The organism is Pseudomonas entomophila L48 (assembly GCF_000026105.1).
In the GTDB taxonomy this organism is placed as follows: Bacteria; Pseudomonadota; Gammaproteobacteria; order Pseudomonadales; family Pseudomonadaceae; genus Aquipseudomonas; species Aquipseudomonas entomophila.
On record NC_008027.1, the window covers coordinates 4,947,448 to 4,962,693 of the forward strand.

16 protein-coding genes and 1 pseudogene are annotated in these 15,246 nt (G+C 62.4%); 8 read left to right on the plus strand and 9 right to left on the minus strand.

Going from position 1 to position 15,246, the window contains the following annotated elements:
• Window positions 1-70: 70 nt before the first annotated feature.
• On the minus strand, window positions 71-595 hold the full coding sequence (locus PSEEN_RS21465; RefSeq protein WP_011535677.1) for a histidine phosphatase family protein: 525 nt from the start codon (window positions 593-595) through the stop codon (window positions 71-73).
• A gap of 131 nt (window positions 596-726) precedes the next feature.
• Window positions 727-3,015: a 5-methyltetrahydropteroyltriglutamate--homocysteine S-methyltransferase gene (metE, locus tag PSEEN_RS21470; RefSeq protein WP_011535678.1), complete on the minus strand. Its 2,289-nt coding sequence runs from the start codon at window positions 3,013-3,015 to the stop codon at window positions 727-729.
• A gap of 291 nt (window positions 3,016-3,306) precedes the next feature.
• Between metE and PSEEN_RS21475 the strand changes: the two genes are divergently transcribed.
• On the plus strand, window positions 3,307-4,788 hold the full coding sequence (locus tag PSEEN_RS21475; RefSeq protein WP_011535679.1) for a methylenetetrahydrofolate reductase C-terminal domain-containing protein: 1,482 nt from the start codon (window positions 3,307-3,309) through the stop codon (window positions 4,786-4,788).
• Between the two features lie 9 nt (window positions 4,789-4,797).
• Here PSEEN_RS21475 and PSEEN_RS21480 read toward each other — a convergent pair whose 3' ends face one another.
• Window positions 4,798-5,133, minus strand: coding sequence for an HdeA/HdeB family chaperone (locus tag PSEEN_RS21480; protein ID WP_011535680.1), 336 nt, complete (start codon window positions 5,131-5,133; stop codon window positions 4,798-4,800).
• Between the two features lie 171 nt (window positions 5,134-5,304).
• Here PSEEN_RS21480 and PSEEN_RS21485 point away from each other — a divergent pair, with 171 nt between their 5' ends.
• From PSEEN_RS21485 to PSEEN_RS27405, 5 genes and pseudogenes are all read left to right on the plus strand, one after another.
• Entirely contained in the window at window positions 5,305-5,988 is a 684-nt protein-coding gene (locus tag PSEEN_RS21485) for a hypothetical protein (protein ID WP_011535681.1), read from the plus strand.
• Window positions 5,985-6,854 carry a hypothetical protein gene (locus PSEEN_RS21490; RefSeq protein WP_011535682.1) on the plus strand — a complete coding sequence of 290 codons (870 nt, stop codon included), beginning with the start codon at window positions 5,985-5,987 and terminating at the stop codon, window positions 6,852-6,854. Before PSEEN_RS21485 ends, PSEEN_RS21490 begins: the two co-directional genes overlap by 4 nt.
• A 160-nt stretch (window positions 6,855-7,014) precedes the next feature.
• Complete coding sequence (locus PSEEN_RS21495) at window positions 7,015-7,446, plus strand: DUF2846 domain-containing protein (protein WP_044488457.1); 432 nt, start codon at window positions 7,015-7,017, stop codon at window positions 7,444-7,446.
• A gap of 200 nt (window positions 7,447-7,646) precedes the next feature.
• The gene (locus tag PSEEN_RS21500) at window positions 7,647-7,886 is read left to right on the plus strand and encodes a type II toxin-antitoxin system RelB/DinJ family antitoxin (protein WP_011535684.1); all 240 of its coding nucleotides are present in this window, start codon (window positions 7,647-7,649) and stop codon (window positions 7,884-7,886) included.
• A gap of 26 nt (window positions 7,887-7,912) precedes the next feature.
• Window positions 7,913-8,023 (plus strand): annotated as a pseudogene (locus PSEEN_RS27405) (type II toxin-antitoxin system mRNA interferase toxin, RelE/StbE family); the annotation flags it as partial.
• A gap of 2 nt (window positions 8,024-8,025) precedes the next feature.
• Here PSEEN_RS27405 and PSEEN_RS21510 read toward each other — a convergent pair.
• On the minus strand, window positions 8,026-8,799 hold the full coding sequence (locus PSEEN_RS21510; protein ID WP_011535685.1) for a carbon-nitrogen hydrolase family protein: 774 nt from the start codon (window positions 8,797-8,799) through the stop codon (window positions 8,026-8,028).
• Between the two features lie 233 nt (window positions 8,800-9,032).
• Here PSEEN_RS21510 and PSEEN_RS21515 point away from each other — a divergent pair, with 233 nt between their 5' ends.
• The gene (locus tag PSEEN_RS21515; protein WP_011535686.1) at window positions 9,033-10,073 is read left to right on the plus strand and encodes a DMT family transporter; all 1,041 of its coding nucleotides are present in this window, start codon (window positions 9,033-9,035) and stop codon (window positions 10,071-10,073) included.
• A gap of 199 nt (window positions 10,074-10,272) precedes the next feature.
• On the opposite strand, the gene PSEEN_RS21520 is transcribed toward PSEEN_RS21515, so the two are convergent.
• On the minus strand, window positions 10,273-11,415 hold the full coding sequence (locus PSEEN_RS21520) for a helix-turn-helix domain-containing protein (RefSeq protein ID WP_231845282.1): 1,143 nt from the start codon (window positions 11,413-11,415) through the stop codon (window positions 10,273-10,275).
• Between the two features lie 144 nt (window positions 11,416-11,559).
• Here PSEEN_RS21520 and PSEEN_RS21525 point away from each other — a divergent pair, with 144 nt between their 5' ends.
• Complete coding sequence (locus PSEEN_RS21525; RefSeq protein WP_011535688.1) at window positions 11,560-12,156, plus strand: transglycosylase SLT domain-containing protein; 597 nt, start codon at window positions 11,560-11,562, stop codon at window positions 12,154-12,156.
• Window positions 12,157-12,345: 189 nt separating this feature from the next.
• Here the strand turns inward: PSEEN_RS21525 and PSEEN_RS21530 are convergent, their stop codons facing one another.
• The 4 genes from PSEEN_RS21530 to PSEEN_RS21540 all read right to left on the minus strand — a co-directional run bounded on the left by PSEEN_RS21530 (window position 12,346) and on the right by PSEEN_RS21540 (window position 14,601).
• Window positions 12,346-12,576, minus strand: a complete 231-nt coding sequence (locus PSEEN_RS21530) for a hypothetical protein (protein ID WP_011535689.1) — start codon at window positions 12,574-12,576, stop codon at window positions 12,346-12,348.
• Between the two features lie 644 nt (window positions 12,577-13,220).
• Window positions 13,221-13,415, minus strand: a complete 195-nt coding sequence (locus tag PSEEN_RS21535; RefSeq protein WP_044488459.1) for a hypothetical protein — start codon at window positions 13,413-13,415, stop codon at window positions 13,221-13,223.
• Window positions 13,416-13,563: 148 nt separating this feature from the next.
• A complete protein-coding gene (locus PSEEN_RS26755; protein WP_158020272.1) occupies window positions 13,564-14,043 on the minus strand; it encodes a hypothetical protein in 480 nt (159 codons plus the stop codon).
• Window positions 14,044-14,370: 327 nt separating this feature from the next.
• Complete coding sequence (locus tag PSEEN_RS21540; protein ID WP_011535694.1) at window positions 14,371-14,601, minus strand: hypothetical protein; 231 nt, start codon at window positions 14,599-14,601, stop codon at window positions 14,371-14,373.
• Window positions 14,602-15,246 lie beyond the last annotated feature (645 nt).

The window sequence follows — 15,246 nt, forward strand, 5'->3', positions numbered from 1 at the left end:
CTGTGGGAGCGGCCTTGTGTCGCGAAAGGGCTGCGAAGCGGCCCCGGCAATAGCGGCCAATGCACAGTCGTCAGCCCAGTTGCAGCCGCCATTGGCCGTAATGGCTCAAGCGCACGCGGGCCAGGGGCGGCACGTCGATGCGATGGAACGACTCGATCGGCGCGCCCAGCGCATGCAGCATCGCGGCGCGGATGACGAAGGGGTGGGTGACGGCGATCCAATCACCCTCGCTCAGGGCGCTGTCCATCCAATGGGCGACACGCTGGCACAAGGCGGCAATCGATTCGCCGCCGTGGGGCGTGGCCTGCGGGTCTGTGAGCCACGCATGGAGCTCACGCTCGTCCAGTTGCTTGAGCGGCTGGCCTTTCCAGGAGCCCAGGTCGCAGTCGCGCAGGCCTTGATCGAGGGTCGCATTCAGGCTCTCGGCCGTCTGCCGAGCGCGTAGCTCCGGCGCGGTGAGGCAACGGGTGGTTGTGGACAGTTCGATGAGAGAGGACGGCGGATCGCGCAGTGGATCGTCGTCGAGGGCAAAGCGCCCCACCCGTTGCGCCTCGGTGCGGGCGTGGCAGATCAAGGTGAGGTGAATGGGCTTCATCGAGGGATTTCCGGACAGCAGGTCGGGCCACTCTAAATGAAGTATCGGGTTGGGTGAACCGTTCGCCGGCAAGCCGGCTCCTACAGGTATGGCGCACGCTCGTAGGAGCCGGCTTGCCGGCGAATGGGCCTTCAGGCCGTGGCGCGCAGTTCGCGGGCAGCAGCAACCATGTTCACCAACGCCGCCTCGGTCTCCGGCCAGGCGCGGGTCTTCAAGCCGCAATCCGGGTTGACCCACAACCGCTCCGCCGGAATCCGCTGGGCCGCCTTGCGCAGCAGCTTGACCATCTCCTCCTTGGTCGGCACCCGTGGCGAGTGGATGTCGTACACGCCAGGGCCAATCTCGTTCGGATAGTCGAACCGCTCGAACGCCTCCAGCAACTCCATGTCCGAGCGCGAGGTCTCGATGGTGATGACATCGGCATCCATCGCGGCGATCGACTCGATCACGTCGTTGAACTCGCTGTAGCACATGTGGGTGTGGATCTGGGTTTCATCCCGCACATCCGAGGCACACAGGCGAAACGCCTCGGTGGCCCATTCCAGGTAATGCGGCCAGGCACTGCGGCGCAGCGGCAACCCTTCGCGGAAGGCGGCCTCGTCGATCTGCACGATCTTGATACCCGCCGCTTCCAGGTCCACCACCTCGTCACGGATCGCCAGCGCCAGCTGGCGGGCCTGCACTTCGCGGGTCACGTCTTCGCGGGGGAAGGACCACATCAGCATGGTCACAGGGCCCGTGAGCATGCCCTTCATCGCCTTGCGGGTCAGGCCCTGGGCGTACTTGATCCACTCAACGGTCATGGCCTTCGGGCGGCTCAGGTCACCGAAGATCACCGCCGGTTTCACGCAGCGCGAACCGTAGCTCTGCACCCAGCCGAAGCGGGTGAACACATAGCCGTCCAGTTGCTCGGCGAAGTACTCGACCATGTCGTTGCGCTCGGCCTCACCGTGTACCAGCACATCCAGGCCCAGGTTTTCCTGGATCTCCACCGCGTGGCGGATCTCGCTGTGCATGGCCTCGACGTAGTCCGCTTCGGTCAGCTTGCCCTGCTTGAACGACTGGCGCGCCAGGCGGATCGCCGAGGTTTGCGGGAACGAACCGATGGTGGTGGTCGGAAACGCTGGCAGGTCCAGACCGGCGCGCTGCTTGGCGATACGCTGCTCGAAAGCGGTGGCGCGCTGGCTGTCGGCTGGTTTGATGGCCGCGACACGGGCCTGCACCGCAGGTTTGTGAATGCGTGGCGAGGTGGCGCGGCGGTGTTGCACGGCGCGGCTCTGCGCCAGTACGGTGACCACATCGGCAGCCTCGGGCTGGTTGATCGCTTTGGCCAGCAGCGCCACTTCCTGGCATTTCTGCACGGCGAAGGCCAGCCAGCTCTTCAGTTCGTCATCGAGCTTGTCTTCACGGGCCAGGTCCACCGGGCTGTGCAGCAGCGAGCACGACGGCGCCACCCACAGGCGATCGCCCAAGCGCTCGTGGGCATGGCGCAGCACCTCCAGTGCCTTCTCCAGGTCGCAGCGCCAGACGTTGCGGCCATTGACCACGCCCAGCGACAGCACCTTGTAGGCCGGCAGGCGGTCGAGGATGGTCGGGTACTGGTCCGGGGCGCGCACCAGGTCGATGTGCAGGCCATCGACCGGCAGGTTGGCAGCCAGGCCGAGGTTGTCTTCCAGGCCGCCGAAGTAAGTGGCGATCAGCTTTTTCAAAGGGGCGCGCTGAAGGATGTTGTAGACGCGCTCGTAGGCGTTCTTCCAGTCCTGCGGAAGGTCCAGGGCGAGGATCGGCTCGTCGATCTGCACCCACTCCACCCCTTGCACGGCCAGGCGGTTGAGGATCTGGTCATACAGCGGCAGCAGGCGGTCGAGCAGTTCCAGCTTGTCGAAATCGGCGCCCTTGGTCTTGCCCAGCCACAGGTAGGTCAGCGGGCCGATCACCACCGGCTTGACTGCGTGGCCCAAGGCCTTGGCCTCTTCGACTTCTTCGAACAGCTGCTCCCAGCTCAGGGCGAACTGCTGGTCGGCGGTGAATTCGGGGACCAGGTAGTGGTAGTTGGTGTCGAACCACTTGGTCATTTCCTGGGCATGGGCGCCGCCGCAGCAGCTGTCGCTCACGCCCCGGGCCATGGCGAACAGGGTCTGCAGGGTCGGCTTGGCACCGTCCTTGGCACGAAAGCGCTCGGGGATCACGCCAAAGGTCAGCGAGTGGGTGAGCACCTGGTCGTACCAGGCGAAGTCACCCACCGGCAGCAGCTCGATGCCGGCGGCCTTCTGCGCCTGCCAGTGCGCGGCGCGCAGGCCACGGCCCACGGCACACAGGCCGGCTTCGTCCAGCTCGCCCTTCCAGTACGCCTCCTGGGCTTTCTTCAGCTCACGGTCACGGCCGATGCGCGGAAACCCCAGGTTGTGTGCCAGTGCCATGTTGTCGTCCCTCGAACCTTGAAAGTGAATGAGGGAATTCTGGGCGCGCCGGCAAGGTGAGACAAACTCATAAAATTTGAGATGAACTCAAGATCTGTTCATGATGCATCGTATGGGTTCGCCGGCAAGCCGGCTCCTACCTGGCCCCTGTAGGAGCCGGCTTGCCGGCGAACCAATGGCCCAGGCAAACGAAAATGTCTCAACCAGCACAGTCCCCCGCGCATCCAGACATGCCTCCACCGCCAATATGCGCAAAACTGCCACCCTGCCCCAACCCGGTAGCCCGCCCCCATGAGCCTGCTGAAAACGACCCTGGACGCCAACGCCTTCGCCTGCATCCTGGAGTTCGTCCCCAAGCCCAGCGCCGAGCGTTTCGCCACCCTCGAAACCCTCATGGCCCGCACCCAGCTGTGCGGCTGGCCACTAACCGTGGCCATTGGCGACCGCGTCGGCAGCGCCCTGGACATGTCACCGCTGGAGGCCTTCAGCAGCCTCGCGAACCCCGTCCCCGCCCTGCTGCACTTCTCCGGCAAGGACCGCGAACGCCGCGACCTGCTCGCCCAACTGCAACGCATGGACGCCGCCGGCCTCGACCAACTGCTGCTGCTCACCGGCGACCGCCTGCCCGGTCACAACCCAGGCGAGCGCCCGGTGCGCTACCTGGAGTCCGTCGCCGCCCTGCAGATCGTCCGCCAAGCACGGCCACACTGGCTGCTGGCCGCCGCGCTAAACCCGTTCAAGTACCAGGAGGCCGAAGGCGGCGCGCAGTACTGCAAAGCCGAAAAGAAACTCGCGGCCGGCGCCGACCTGTTCATCCTGCAACTCGGTTTCGACTTCGCGAAACACCAGGAAGCCTTCGACTGGATGCAGCGCCAGCCCCGGCCAAAACCGCTGATGGCCTGCATCATGGCGCTGACCGAAGGCCGTGCCGGGATGCTCGATCACGTTGCCGGGGTGACCGTCACGCCGTCGATGCGGGCGCTGCTGGCCGCTGAAACGGCGGTGTCCAAGGCCTACGCCAAGGAGCGCGCCAACCATCGCCTGGCCTTGCAGGTGATCGGCCTGAAATTGGTGGGCTATGCCGGCGTGCACCTGTCCGGCATCCACGAGGTGGCGCAGTTCGAAGCGCTGGAACAGGCCATCGACACACTGCAACCGCAGTTCACCTCGCTGCAAGACTGGGCCCCGGCCTGGCAAGCGGCCTGGCAGGAACCTGACCTGACGCCGGTCACCTTCCACCCACCCGGGCATGCCTGGCGCCTCGGGCAACGGCAGATCAACGCCTCGAACAAGGAAAAGGCCCGCTACCACCTGCTGTCCGCGATGCACCATCAGCTGTTCAGCCGCACCACAGCCTTGAGCAAGGCCTTCGGCTGGGCCGTGACCCGACCGCTCTGGACCAACCCCACGGCAGCGCACTGGCTGCATCAACTGGAGCGACGCATCAAACGCCCGATGGTGGGCTGCGATACCTGCGGCAGTTGCCGGCTTGAAGACACGCTCTACACCTGCCCCGAGACCTGCCCCAAAGGCCTGGCCAACGGCCCCTGCGGCGGCACGAGCCTGGACCGTTGCGAATTTGGTGACCGGGAATGCGTGCACAGTGCCAAGTATCGGCTGGCGGTGAGTGTGGGGCGGACCGATGTACTGACCGAGCGCCTGATCCCCTGTGTGCAGGTGGAAAGCCGGCATCGCAGTTCGTGGCCCGCATGGTTCGACACGACGCTCGCCCCTGCCCCCCAAGTGAATGCCACGCCTGAACTCACCGAATAAGCGGGCACGCTAGATCTTCAGGGACAGCCACATGGCCGCTTCGAAGACACTCTTGTCGGGGTTCCTGGTGCAGTAGTCCACGGTGAACGCCTTGATCTCGGGAGGTTCCGGCAGGGCTTGCAACGGTATTTTCAAGTCGAGGTTGCGCTGCATGTTGACGCCGCTCAGGAAGCCCTGCAGCCACAGGATCGTGGCCAGGCTGGTGGTCTTGTCCTGGGTCTGCGCGTTCAGGAACCGCTCGCAAGAGATCGCGCCCGCCCCGGCGATGGCGTGTTCTTCAGCCTGAACGGCGCTGGCGGCCAAGGCCATGGACAGGGTGAAGGCCAGGCAGATGTTCCTTTTCATATTCGCTTCCTGTGATGCGCGCCCCCTGGCCTCGGCGCGTGATGCACCAGGCATGGAGGGCATGCGCGGGCCGGCATCATGCCATGCCGAAAAAATAATGTCTTATTGCCATCATGCTTGCCGGACACAGGCCGATACAGCGAGTCTCCACTACTCAAGGAATATTGTCCGATGCGTTACTTGCAGGGATGTGCGGTGCTCTTGTTGTGCCTGATCTTCACCGGCTGCGCCAATGTCCAGCCCCCGGTGGAGCTCGACCAGCAGTTCTGGAACGAAAAGGACCAGGTGATCGGCGTGGCCATGACCCCCGTCACCCCGCCCAAGCTGATGCTGACCGGCAACCAGGGGATCCTGGACCTTGCGATCAACACCGGGGTCAACAGCAAGCTCAGCGAGCATGTGAGCACCTGGGACCTGGCCGACGTCAACACCCTGCCCGACGCCATCATCGCCAAGCTCGAAGCCAAGGGCTACAAGACCAAGCGCATCGAAGAACGCATCGACCTGAGCAAGTACAAGGAAACCAAGTTCAAGGAAGGCTACATGGAGCGTGACATCAGCGCCCTGAAGGCCACCTACGGCATCGACCGCCTGCTGCTGGTGGCCATCGACAGCACCGGCGCCACCCGCAGCTACTACAGCGTGGTGCCCACCAGCGCGCCGATCCCGCTGGTGGCCGGCCGCGGCATCCTGGTGGACGTGCAGGACAGCCGCCTGCTCTGGTTCAAGCCCTTCGTGGTCACCCAGCCGGCCCAGGGCGAGTGGGACCAGCCGACCTATAGCAACCTGTCCAACGCCTTCTACCAGGCGGTCGACAGCAGCCGCCAGGTGATCGTCACGCCGTTCTCGCAATGAAACGCGGGCTGCTGCTGACCCTGCTGCTGGCGGGCTGCGCCCAGCAGGCACCGCGCCCGGCCGACATCCACGACCCGACGGCGCTGCGCTACCTGAACGAGCACGGCGCCCGGTTGGAGATACAGGTGCCGTCGGCGGGCTGGATCGACGCCAGCCTGATGATCGACGCCCAGGCCGCCGCGAAAGCGCGCGAGACCAACCAGTCCCTGGCCCACGGCGCCACCACCGGCGGTGGCGCTATCGGCTTGCTGCTGGCCAGCGCGATCAACACCCAGGTCGGCGAAGCCGCCTTGCAGCGCGAAGCCGAGCGCGATGCCAAGCAGGCGGCGCAGACGATGGCGGTGGTGCTGGCCGAGCATCCCTACAACGGCAAGCTCCAGCAGCGCTACGGCGAGGCGGCCGGCAATGCCGGGCTGCGCCCCTCCACCGGCGGCGTCAGCGCCAGCCTGCGCATTGCCCCGCAAGTGGTGGTAAGCCCTGATCGCGGCAGCTTCGTGCTGGTCAGCCAGGTGGAATTGCAGGACATCGCCGGCAGCCTGCTGTACCGCACGCGCCTCGAGGTGCAGAGCCTGTCGGTGCGCCGCTGCGGCGAGCAATGCATCGACGACGGTGGGATGGATGCACAGAAGGTCGATGCGCTGCTGGGGATCTGCATCGACGAGTCGATGCGGATGCTGGCGCAGGACCTGAACCGGGACCCGTCGGCCCAGCGGGGCAAGGCAGAAACGGTGCGCTACCTGCTCGACGGGCGGCGGATGGTGGAGCGTGGGCAGTTGTTGCCGGCGTCGGGGGAGTACACCCGCTACCGCAACCTGGATGGTGCGCTCAAGGCTGTGCCGTTGGTGTTGGTCAAGGCGGCGCAGTGAGGCCATTGGGCCGCGCAGTGCCTGGCCGAGTGTGGGCGACTGCCTGCCTTCGACGGCACCACGGCCAGCCGCAAACCCGCTTGTTGGAATACCGCTGCACAACGCGTATAACGCATGCCAACCTGGCCACGCGCCGTTTTTGTGAAGATAAGGAAGTCCGATGAAGAAACTGCTCGCCGCTTCGATGCTGATGCTGCTGTCTGCCTGTGTCACCGTGCCTAAAGGTGACCCCATGGTGGATGCTCAGATGAAGCGCTTCGAGACCGTTCCAGGCATGACACGGGTCTACATCTATCGCAATGAAACGATGGGAGCCGCCATGAAGTACGACGTGCTGATCGACGGGCGCATGATCGGCGCAACGGCGGCCCACACCTACCTGGTGGCGGAAGTGCCGCCTGGGCCGCACACCATTGCTTCCGACGCCGGCACCTTGAGGGTGATCAAGGTCGAGGCCCAGCCGGGCAAGAACCTGTTCATCTGGCAGGAGATGAAAATGGGCTTTGGCGCCGCCGATGCCAAGTTGCACGTGGTTTCCGAGGCTGTTGGCCGCAAAGGCGTGCTGGAGACGAAGTTGGTGGGTGGGCTGTGAGCATTTTGCGCGGCAGGAACGGCTAAGGAAGCGGTCCGGCGCGTGCGGGGATCGCCTGGCTTGCGGAGCTAAGCTGCCACATGGATGGTGGTATGCGAGCATGGGTTGACACGCCCGTCGGCAATCGCGTCGGCCCTCTTGCTCAATTGCCAGCCTTGGCCCATTGTACAGACCATTGTCATTACAAAGAGGTTGCAAGCATGGCGTCCATCAATGTGCGTATCGACGACGACCTCAAGGTGCGCGCCTACCGTGAGCTGGAAAAGCTGGGTGTGACCCCTTCCGAACTGATGCGCCAGGCACTGCAATATGTGGCTGAGCGCGGACAGTTGCCATTCAAACCCGTGTTGCTGACCGAAGAGGACGAAGCATTGCTCGCCACGGTACGCGAGCGCTTGGCCGCGCCGCAGAGGGTGAAGGTAACGCTGGATGACCTATAGCCTCGAATTCGATGCACGCGCACTCAAGGAAGGTCTATCAGGCCATCGATCTTGAAGTCGTGGTATTCGTGGTTGCCGTGGATAAACGTGAGCGGGATCAGGTTTACCGTAAGGCGGCCGAACGCCTGAGCGAGTAGCTTCAGGCTGACTCAGCGACACCCAGAGGCACGAACACCTCGTGCCCTCGCCATTCGCCCGCCTGTCCGGAAACAACCAACAGCCGATTCCCGCTCCCTGAGGCAGCCGCTACACACCGCCCCTGCTCGTCCCAGAACGCGCTGCGCCCAGCCGCCGCCCAGCCGCCCGTGGTGCCGCCATGATTGGCCATGAGCACTGCCATCGCATGCCGCTGTGCATGCCCCTGCAGCAACGCGCTGTCCGCCGGATACCCGCCCTCCCCGATCAACACGCCCGTCGCATACACCTGCGCGCCGCGCTGCGCCGCCTGGGCGGCATGCTCGGGATGGCTGAAATCGGCACACACCGACAAGGCCACGGACAGCCCGGCGACGGACAACAACTCGCCGCCGCTCCCGGCACTGAAGAACATGTCCTCGCCGGTATGCAGATGCTGCTTGGTATAGGCGGCAATCGAGCCATCCGGGTGGAGGATGCAAGCCGCAATTCGAGGCTTGTCCTGACCCGGCACCCTGAGCGGCATCCCGACCACCGTGGTCATGCCCGCTGCCTGGGCGAGCTGGCGCAGGGGCGCCAGCAGCGGCGTATCCAGGTCCTGCGCCAGGCCACTGGACACGGCGGGGGCGTAGCCCGTGAGGGACAGTTCGGGGAAGAGCAACAGGTCCACGCCTTGCTCATGGGCTTGGCGCATGAACGCCAGGTGCAAGGCCAGGTTGGCGGGGATATCGCCATCACGAATGGCGCATTGGGCGGCGGCGAAAACGGCTGGTGGCATGGGCGTCTCCTGACAAGGTAGGCAGACTCTGCTTGACCGCTATCCAGAAGACAACATCGACATCAACGATACGAAACCATGGAGAGTTTGCGTGGGAGCGGGCTTGCCCCGCGATTGGGCCACAGGGCGCCCCAGCATCCAGCCGGACGTGAGTCCACTCTTCACATAACGCATACCCAGGCAACGCTATGATGCTCCCCTGCACGCAATGAGCCTGACAGGACAGCCCCATCATGAATCTGAGTGTTCTCTACGCGCTGGTTGCAGCGGCGCTGTTCGGCGCAAGCACACCGCTCGCCAAACTGTTGGGTGTCGATACCCCGCCCATCCTGCTGGCCGGGCTGCTCTACCTGGGCAGTGGCGTCGGCCTGACCCTCGTCCGTCTGGTGCGCGATCGCGGCTGGCAGCGGCCCGGGCTGCCTGCCGGAGAATGGTCCTGGTTGCTGGGTGCGATCTTCTTCGGCGGCGTGCTTGCCCCTGTGGCGCTGATGTTCGGGCTCACTCGCACAGCGGGGGCCACTGCATCGTTGATGCTCAACCTTGAGTCGGTCCTGACGGCAGTGCTGGCATGGGTGGTGTTCAAGGAAAACGCCGACCGCCGGATCGTGATCGGCATGGTTGCCATCGTCCTGGGCGGTATCGTGCTGTCATGGCCACAAGAGACCGCAACCGCCCATGACTGGACCGGGCCGCTGGCGGTGGCATTCGCCTGCCTTTGCTGGGCGATCGACAACAACCTGACCCGCAAGGTCTCCGCCTCGGACGCGCTGTTCATCGCTGGCAGCAAAGGCCTGGCGGCGGGCGTGGTCAATGGCGGCCTGGCCTTGGCCATCGGCTCGCAACTGCCGGCCCTGGGCACGTTGGGGTCGATCCTGCTGGTTGGGTTTCTCGGCTACGGCGTCAGCCTGGTGCTGTTCGTCCTGGCCCTTCGCGGATTGGGGAGTGCGCGAACCGGAGCATACTTTTCCACGGCGCCGTTCCTGGGGGCTGCGGTCGCGATCCTGATGCTGGGTGAGACGGTTTCCGTGATGTTCCTGCTCGCTGCGGCGTTGATGGCCTTGGGTGTGTGGATTCACCTGATGGAGAACCATGTTCACGAGCATCAGCATGAGGCCCTCGATCATAGCCACCGGCATACGCACGATGAGCACCATCAGCATGAGCACGACTTCGAGTGGGACGGTACCGAGCCGCACAGCCACCCGCATGTGCATGCACCGCTTCGACATAGCCATGCGCATTTTCCGGATGTTCATCATCGGCATAGGCACTGAGCCAGTCAGGGTAAGGGGACTGGTTTTTCTCATCCGTCAGCGGTAGAGAAATTCGTCCTCTTTTCCGTTCGACGAATCGCCGCCTGTTAACCATTTTTTTGACTTGTTAACTGCTCAGGTTTACAGCACAAAAAATCACTTAACACCACACATCCTCGACATGGCCAAATCACACAAGGAAACCAAGCGTCACCTTGGGTCAGTCCTTGGTATGTCCACTCAGAGCAGCTGCATCCAGTAACTCCAGTTTGCGCGCCTGGTGGAACTGATAGACCGTCATGCCCAGCAGCTCCGCCGCCTTGGACTCTCCGACAATCCCCTCCCCCAGCGCACGGTAAACCAGTTGCTGGAACAACCGCGTGGTTTCCTGCCGGTATGCAGCCCCTGGCTCCTGCTTACGCCAACCCTGTTTGACGAACACCATGAACAGCCGCTCACGCACGGCGTGCGGGATGATCTCCAGGTCGCCAGCGCGATACAGGCAACCCTGCATGCTGAGGCCAAATTCCGCCTTGAGCAGATACAACTCGCGCACCTCCAGCATGTGGCGTTTGACGCCCAGATGCTGCCGCATGGCGCTGGCAGGCACCAGCAATGCCGAGGCAAAACGGTTACAGGCCTTTTCCTCGTCCAGCCCTTCGGCCAACCGACCGTGCATCAGCAAGTGACCTAGTTCGTGGGCCAAGGTGAACCGCTGCCGGTCACCCGGCCAGTCCGCCGACACCACGATGACCGGCTGCCCCGCCACGCTGGCCTGCAAGCCATCGAACTTCGCCTGTGCATCGACCTGGGTGATGATCACCAGAATCCCGTGCGTCTCCAGCACGTCGATCAAATCGGGAATCGGGCTCGCTCCCAGGCCCCACAGCTGCCGCACCTGGTCCGCCAGGTTGTCGACCGCCTGCAGCGAATCCAACTGCGCGGGCATCCCTGCCGGCGCGCTGAACGCCTGCACGGGATAATCCGGCCATAGATTGGTCAGTTCCTGCCAGCGCTCCGCCTGATCCAGCACATCGGCCTCGATGCGCTTGAGGATCGCCTTGGGTGTGCTGCAACGCTTGCGATATTCGACACCCGCCAGCTCGACCTTGGCAGGGCGGAAGAAATACTCGGCGCGCACCGACAGCGCCTTGCACAGACGCACGAGCACGCCGGAACTGGGCATGCTCTGGTCATGTTCATACTTCTTGATCATGTTGGCGCTCACGCCCACCTGATCACCTAGCGCCTGCATCGACAGGCCAGCAGCAGCGCGGGCACGTTTGAGCCGCTCGCCGATCATCGGCTGTCTCCCTCGGTTTACGATTCCATAAAATTTCAAAGAAATATAAACCCGATACACTTACCCGTCGAGCCATGGGCGACGACCGTCCCACCGCGTCCAGCTCGGCATCGCGCAACAGTCCCCTGATTCATATGCCTCCCCAAAGCCTGTATAAAGCGCCAACCACCTGCGCCCCCGACGTCTGCCAAAGGAAACCCCTTCATGCTTCGGCTCTTGATGCCAGCCCTGCTCCTGCTGCTTGCCGGCTGCGCCACCAAGCCCCCGGCCAACCCCGACAACCTCTGCGAGATCTTCCGCGAGAAGCCGAAATGGCACGAGGCGGCGCTGAAGATGCAGGCGCGCTGGGGTGCGCCGGTGCAGGTGCCGATGGCGATGATGTACCAGGAGTCCTCGTTCAAGCACGACGCCCTGCCGCCGCGCTACTACTTCCTCGGCTTCATCCCCTGGGGCCGGGTCAGCACCGCCTACGGCTACGCCCAGGCCAAGGACGAGACCTGGGCCGACTACAAGCGCGATGCCGGCGGTTGGGGCGCCGCCCGCGACGACTTCGCCGACGCTATCGACTTCATGGGCTGGTACATGCAGAAGAGCCAGCAGGTCAACGGCGTGTCCAAGTGGGACGCCTATGGCCAGTACCTGAATTACCACGAAGGCTGGGGCGGCTACCGCAACCGCAGCTACGACGCCAAGCCGTGGCTGAAGAACGTTTCGCAGAAGGTCCAGGCCCGGGCTTCGGTGTTCGGGGCGCAGTATCGGAGCTGCGAGCAGGAGCTCGCGCGGGGTGGGTGGTTCTGGTAGGGCCTGACGCAGGTGTGCTTTGAGAATTTTGGCCTGCTCAGTTAGCGCGTCATCGCCACTAACGAGGCTGCAGTGCAGAGCGCACCGCCGCTCAAACAGGACTGCGCAAAATCTAAAGCTAACGCCGTACCTGTAGGAGCGGCCTTGTGTCGCGAAAGGGCCGCAAAGCGGCCCCAATATCCCGCAGCATCAATCCCCAGAAACACTCTCCTCCTTCATCGCCTCCAGCTTGCCAAACTGCTCACTGGCCAACCGGCTGATGATCCGGATCGCCTGGTGAATCCCCGCCGTATTGCGAAAGCTCAGCTGCGGGTTGTGCTCGCACTCCAGCACCTCGTCATGCTGCACCAGCGCCTCACCGAGCAGTTCGAGGGTCCAGACGTAGCTCTGGAGGGTAGACAGGCGTTCATGGTCAGGCATGGGGCACCTCCCGGTTGGTGCGGGTGGCGAGGGAGTGGCTGTCGATCGGGTAGAAGGTTGGGGATGGGGTGGCCGCGGGGGTTGGGCGGCGGAGAGCGGATGCGAGGATCCTGTACAGACGTGTGATGGTCATGCATGAGACTCCAAGTTAGGTTGGAACCACCACGCACTGTCGCCAAACAATGGGTGGCAGCTGTACGCAGGTTGGCGAACCGGGAACTTGGAACCCGGCAGACCCGAAGGTCTCCCGCGCACAGCCGCCATGGCACGAGGCTGCGGACGCAAAAAAAGCGCCTGCAATCGTGTGGGGCGCTGCTGCGCCAAGTTTATCCGGGTCGCCAAACCCGGTCGCGGAATTTGCCGCGACTGGTAGGGAATTTATTCCTTGGGGGCTTCTGGTGCAAGGTTCTTGGGGTTAGGAAATGGCGATGGAAAGCGTAGGAAATGGCTTGCAGGAAGGAGTTAAGTGGCAACAGTGCGTTGGCCGAGCGGGACGAATGAGACCGGTACACCGGAGGTGTCCAACGTACTTCCTCCATGGTGAAAACCCGTGCGACATAGATAGCGTTCTGCGTGGTGAAGGTGACCGCTGTCATGGGACAGGCCCAAGATTAGCCGGCAGACTTGAAAAAATGGGGATTAATTTATTGTTCAGCAGAGGCTTCAAAAACAAATCCGTCCCCTTCTTGCGCTATTTGCGCTGTCCCTTTTTCGCGCTTGGCTTCCTCAGTAGGCTGGTTGGGCTCGGCTTCGTGGTACTGCTGCATGACATCGACGCCCTGCTGAATCAGCGGCTCACCAGGCTGTACCATTCCTACAAAGCTGCGCTTGTTGTCCACGTCCCTGCTCCGTCTTGACGGGAGATCAATATAGGCTTCCCTGCGGAACCCTACCGCCTCGTATGCCAAGCCCGCTATTCGGCTTCGATCAAACGCTGCCGCGAAGTCGGGAGTTTCGTAAAGTAATTACTTATACAGATTTCTGCGATCAGCAACTGCCCCACCCTCCCCAGTGTGAAGGATTGACAGTTTTAGTGGTGATGCTCTCCTTGACAGTTCCTTTTACGCAAGATTCAAGAGAGCTCTTGAATGTTGCAGCCGCGGCGGAAAGACCAGCTGCCCCCCCCGTTGCATAGCCCGTAATGAGTCCGGCAGCTGCACCAGATACAGCGGCTTCAGAAAAACACCTATTCACTTCATTCTTTGCTTCTTCTCCGTCAGGCCCCTCAACTACAACCGCAAGCTCTGAGTACATATAATTACATTGACTTGTCGGAGCCACGCATATTTTCGCACCCGGCCACGGATAAGCCCAATTAGAGCACCCTCCCTCTTTAACCTGCGGCAATGTAAAAGGGTCTCTACCATTATGAATTACCGAACGAAAAAGCTCTGCCGAAACGGCTAATTGTGAAACAGAGACAATAAGAGACAGCAAAGCAATCTTGGCGAGCTCAAGTCTATGCATTTTAGCGCCCTCAAACCGGTCTATGTTAGCCAGTTCGGCGAGCAATCAACAACCACCCAAACCAGCAACTTAAATATCGAATACGGTGACAATATTATCAAGCAAGCCTAATACTTTATCGGAATAAAACATAATTCTTTTTGCTTTAACTCAACTCTCTTAAACAGGTCCAACAAAGCCCGAGGCAAATTTGGATTACACTGAATTTAAAAATTTGTAGCCAATGGGGACCAGCCCAGATGTTATTTCTCGGTGACGGTTCATCTGGAGCCCGATCAGGACGGGCCACACAATAGGGCCGCAAAGCGGCCCCGATGATGCGCGGTATCAGTCTCTAGATACACATTCTTCTGTCATCGCCTCCAGCTTGCCGAACTGCTCACTGGCCAACCGGCTGATGATCCGAATCGCCTGGTGAATCCCCGCCGTGTTGCGAAAGCTCAGCTGCGGGTTGTGCTCGCACTCCAGCACCTCGTCATGCTGCACCAGCGCCTCGCCGAGCAGTTCGAGGGTCCAGAGGTAGCTCTGGAGGGTGGACAGGCGTTCATGGTCAGGCATGGGGCACCTCCCGGTTGGCGCGGGTGGCGAGGGAGTGGCTGTCGATTGGATAGAAGGTTGGGGATGGGGTGGCCGCGGGGGTTGGGCGGCGGAGAGCGGATGCGAGGATCCTCAGGATCTTGGTGGTCATGCATGAGTTCCTTTCGTTGTGGAACTGCCACCGCTCGCGGCCAAGCAAGTTTAGGTGGCAGCAGTACGCGGGTTGGCCGACCGGGACGAAAGGGGCCCGGCACACCCGAAGGTGTCCCGCGCACCACCGCCATGACGCGACATCGCGGGCACAAAAAAAGCGCCTGCGATGAAGACTGGGCGCTGCTGCGCCTTTCGATTCCGACCGGCCAAGGTCGCGTCGCCGATGCTTCGGCGACGGAGGGAATACCAACACGAAAGGGTCTGAATTCAATGGGTATTATTCTTAAGGATACAACTCTTTATCTCTAAAATTATCCCCAGCCTATTTTTAGGATCCCGACCACTGCGAGAAAGGCATGACAGGATGATGGAAAACGGCTACCCATTCGCCAAATCCAGGCTCAAGCTCATCAGGGGAAAGGCAGCTATCGACCCATTGTGGACGTTCATTTTCGCGACCAATCGCCGGCAAGCGCGGCTCCTACATGTATGGCGCGGACCTGGAGGCTCCAT

Bases quoted from the DNA above. Each gene is read 5' to 3' on its own strand.
- PSEEN_RS21515 (WP_011535686.1), top strand. From the start codon at position 9,033: ATGAATCTGAGTGTTCTCTACGCGCTGGTTGCAGCGGCGCTGTTCGGC.
- PSEEN_RS21480 (WP_011535680.1), bottom strand. From the start codon at position 5,133: ATGAAAAGGAACATCTGCCTGGCCTTCACCCTGTCCATGGCCTTGGCC.
- PSEEN_RS21530 (WP_011535689.1), bottom strand. From the start codon at position 12,576: ATGCCTGACCATGAACGCCTGTCTACCCTCCAGAGCTACGTCTGGACC.
- PSEEN_RS26755 (WP_158020272.1), bottom strand. From the start codon at position 14,043: ATGCATAGACTTGAGCTCGCCAAGATTGCTTTGCTGTCTCTTATTGTC.
- PSEEN_RS21485 (WP_011535681.1), top strand. From the start codon at position 5,305: ATGCGTTACTTGCAGGGATGTGCGGTGCTCTTGTTGTGCCTGATCTTC.
- PSEEN_RS21475 (WP_011535679.1), top strand. From the start codon at position 3,307: ATGAGCCTGCTGAAAACGACCCTGGACGCCAACGCCTTCGCCTGCATC.
- PSEEN_RS21500 (WP_011535684.1), top strand. From the start codon at position 7,647: ATGGCGTCCATCAATGTGCGTATCGACGACGACCTCAAGGTGCGCGCC.
- PSEEN_RS21495 (WP_044488457.1), top strand. From the start codon at position 7,015: ATGAAGAAACTGCTCGCCGCTTCGATGCTGATGCTGCTGTCTGCCTGT.
- PSEEN_RS21465 (WP_011535677.1), bottom strand. From the start codon at position 595: ATGAAGCCCATTCACCTCACCTTGATCTGCCACGCCCGCACCGAGGCG.
- PSEEN_RS21490 (WP_011535682.1), top strand. From the start codon at position 5,985: ATGAAACGCGGGCTGCTGCTGACCCTGCTGCTGGCGGGCTGCGCCCAG.
- PSEEN_RS21525 (WP_011535688.1), top strand. From the start codon at position 11,560: ATGCTTCGGCTCTTGATGCCAGCCCTGCTCCTGCTGCTTGCCGGCTGC.
- metE (WP_011535678.1), bottom strand. From the start codon at position 3,015: ATGGCACTGGCACACAACCTGGGGTTTCCGCGCATCGGCCGTGACCGT.
- PSEEN_RS21510 (WP_011535685.1), bottom strand. From the start codon at position 8,799: ATGCCACCAGCCGTTTTCGCCGCCGCCCAATGCGCCATTCGTGATGGC.
- PSEEN_RS21540 (WP_011535694.1), bottom strand. From the start codon at position 14,601: ATGCCTGACCATGAACGCCTGTCCACCCTCCAGAGCTACCTCTGGACC.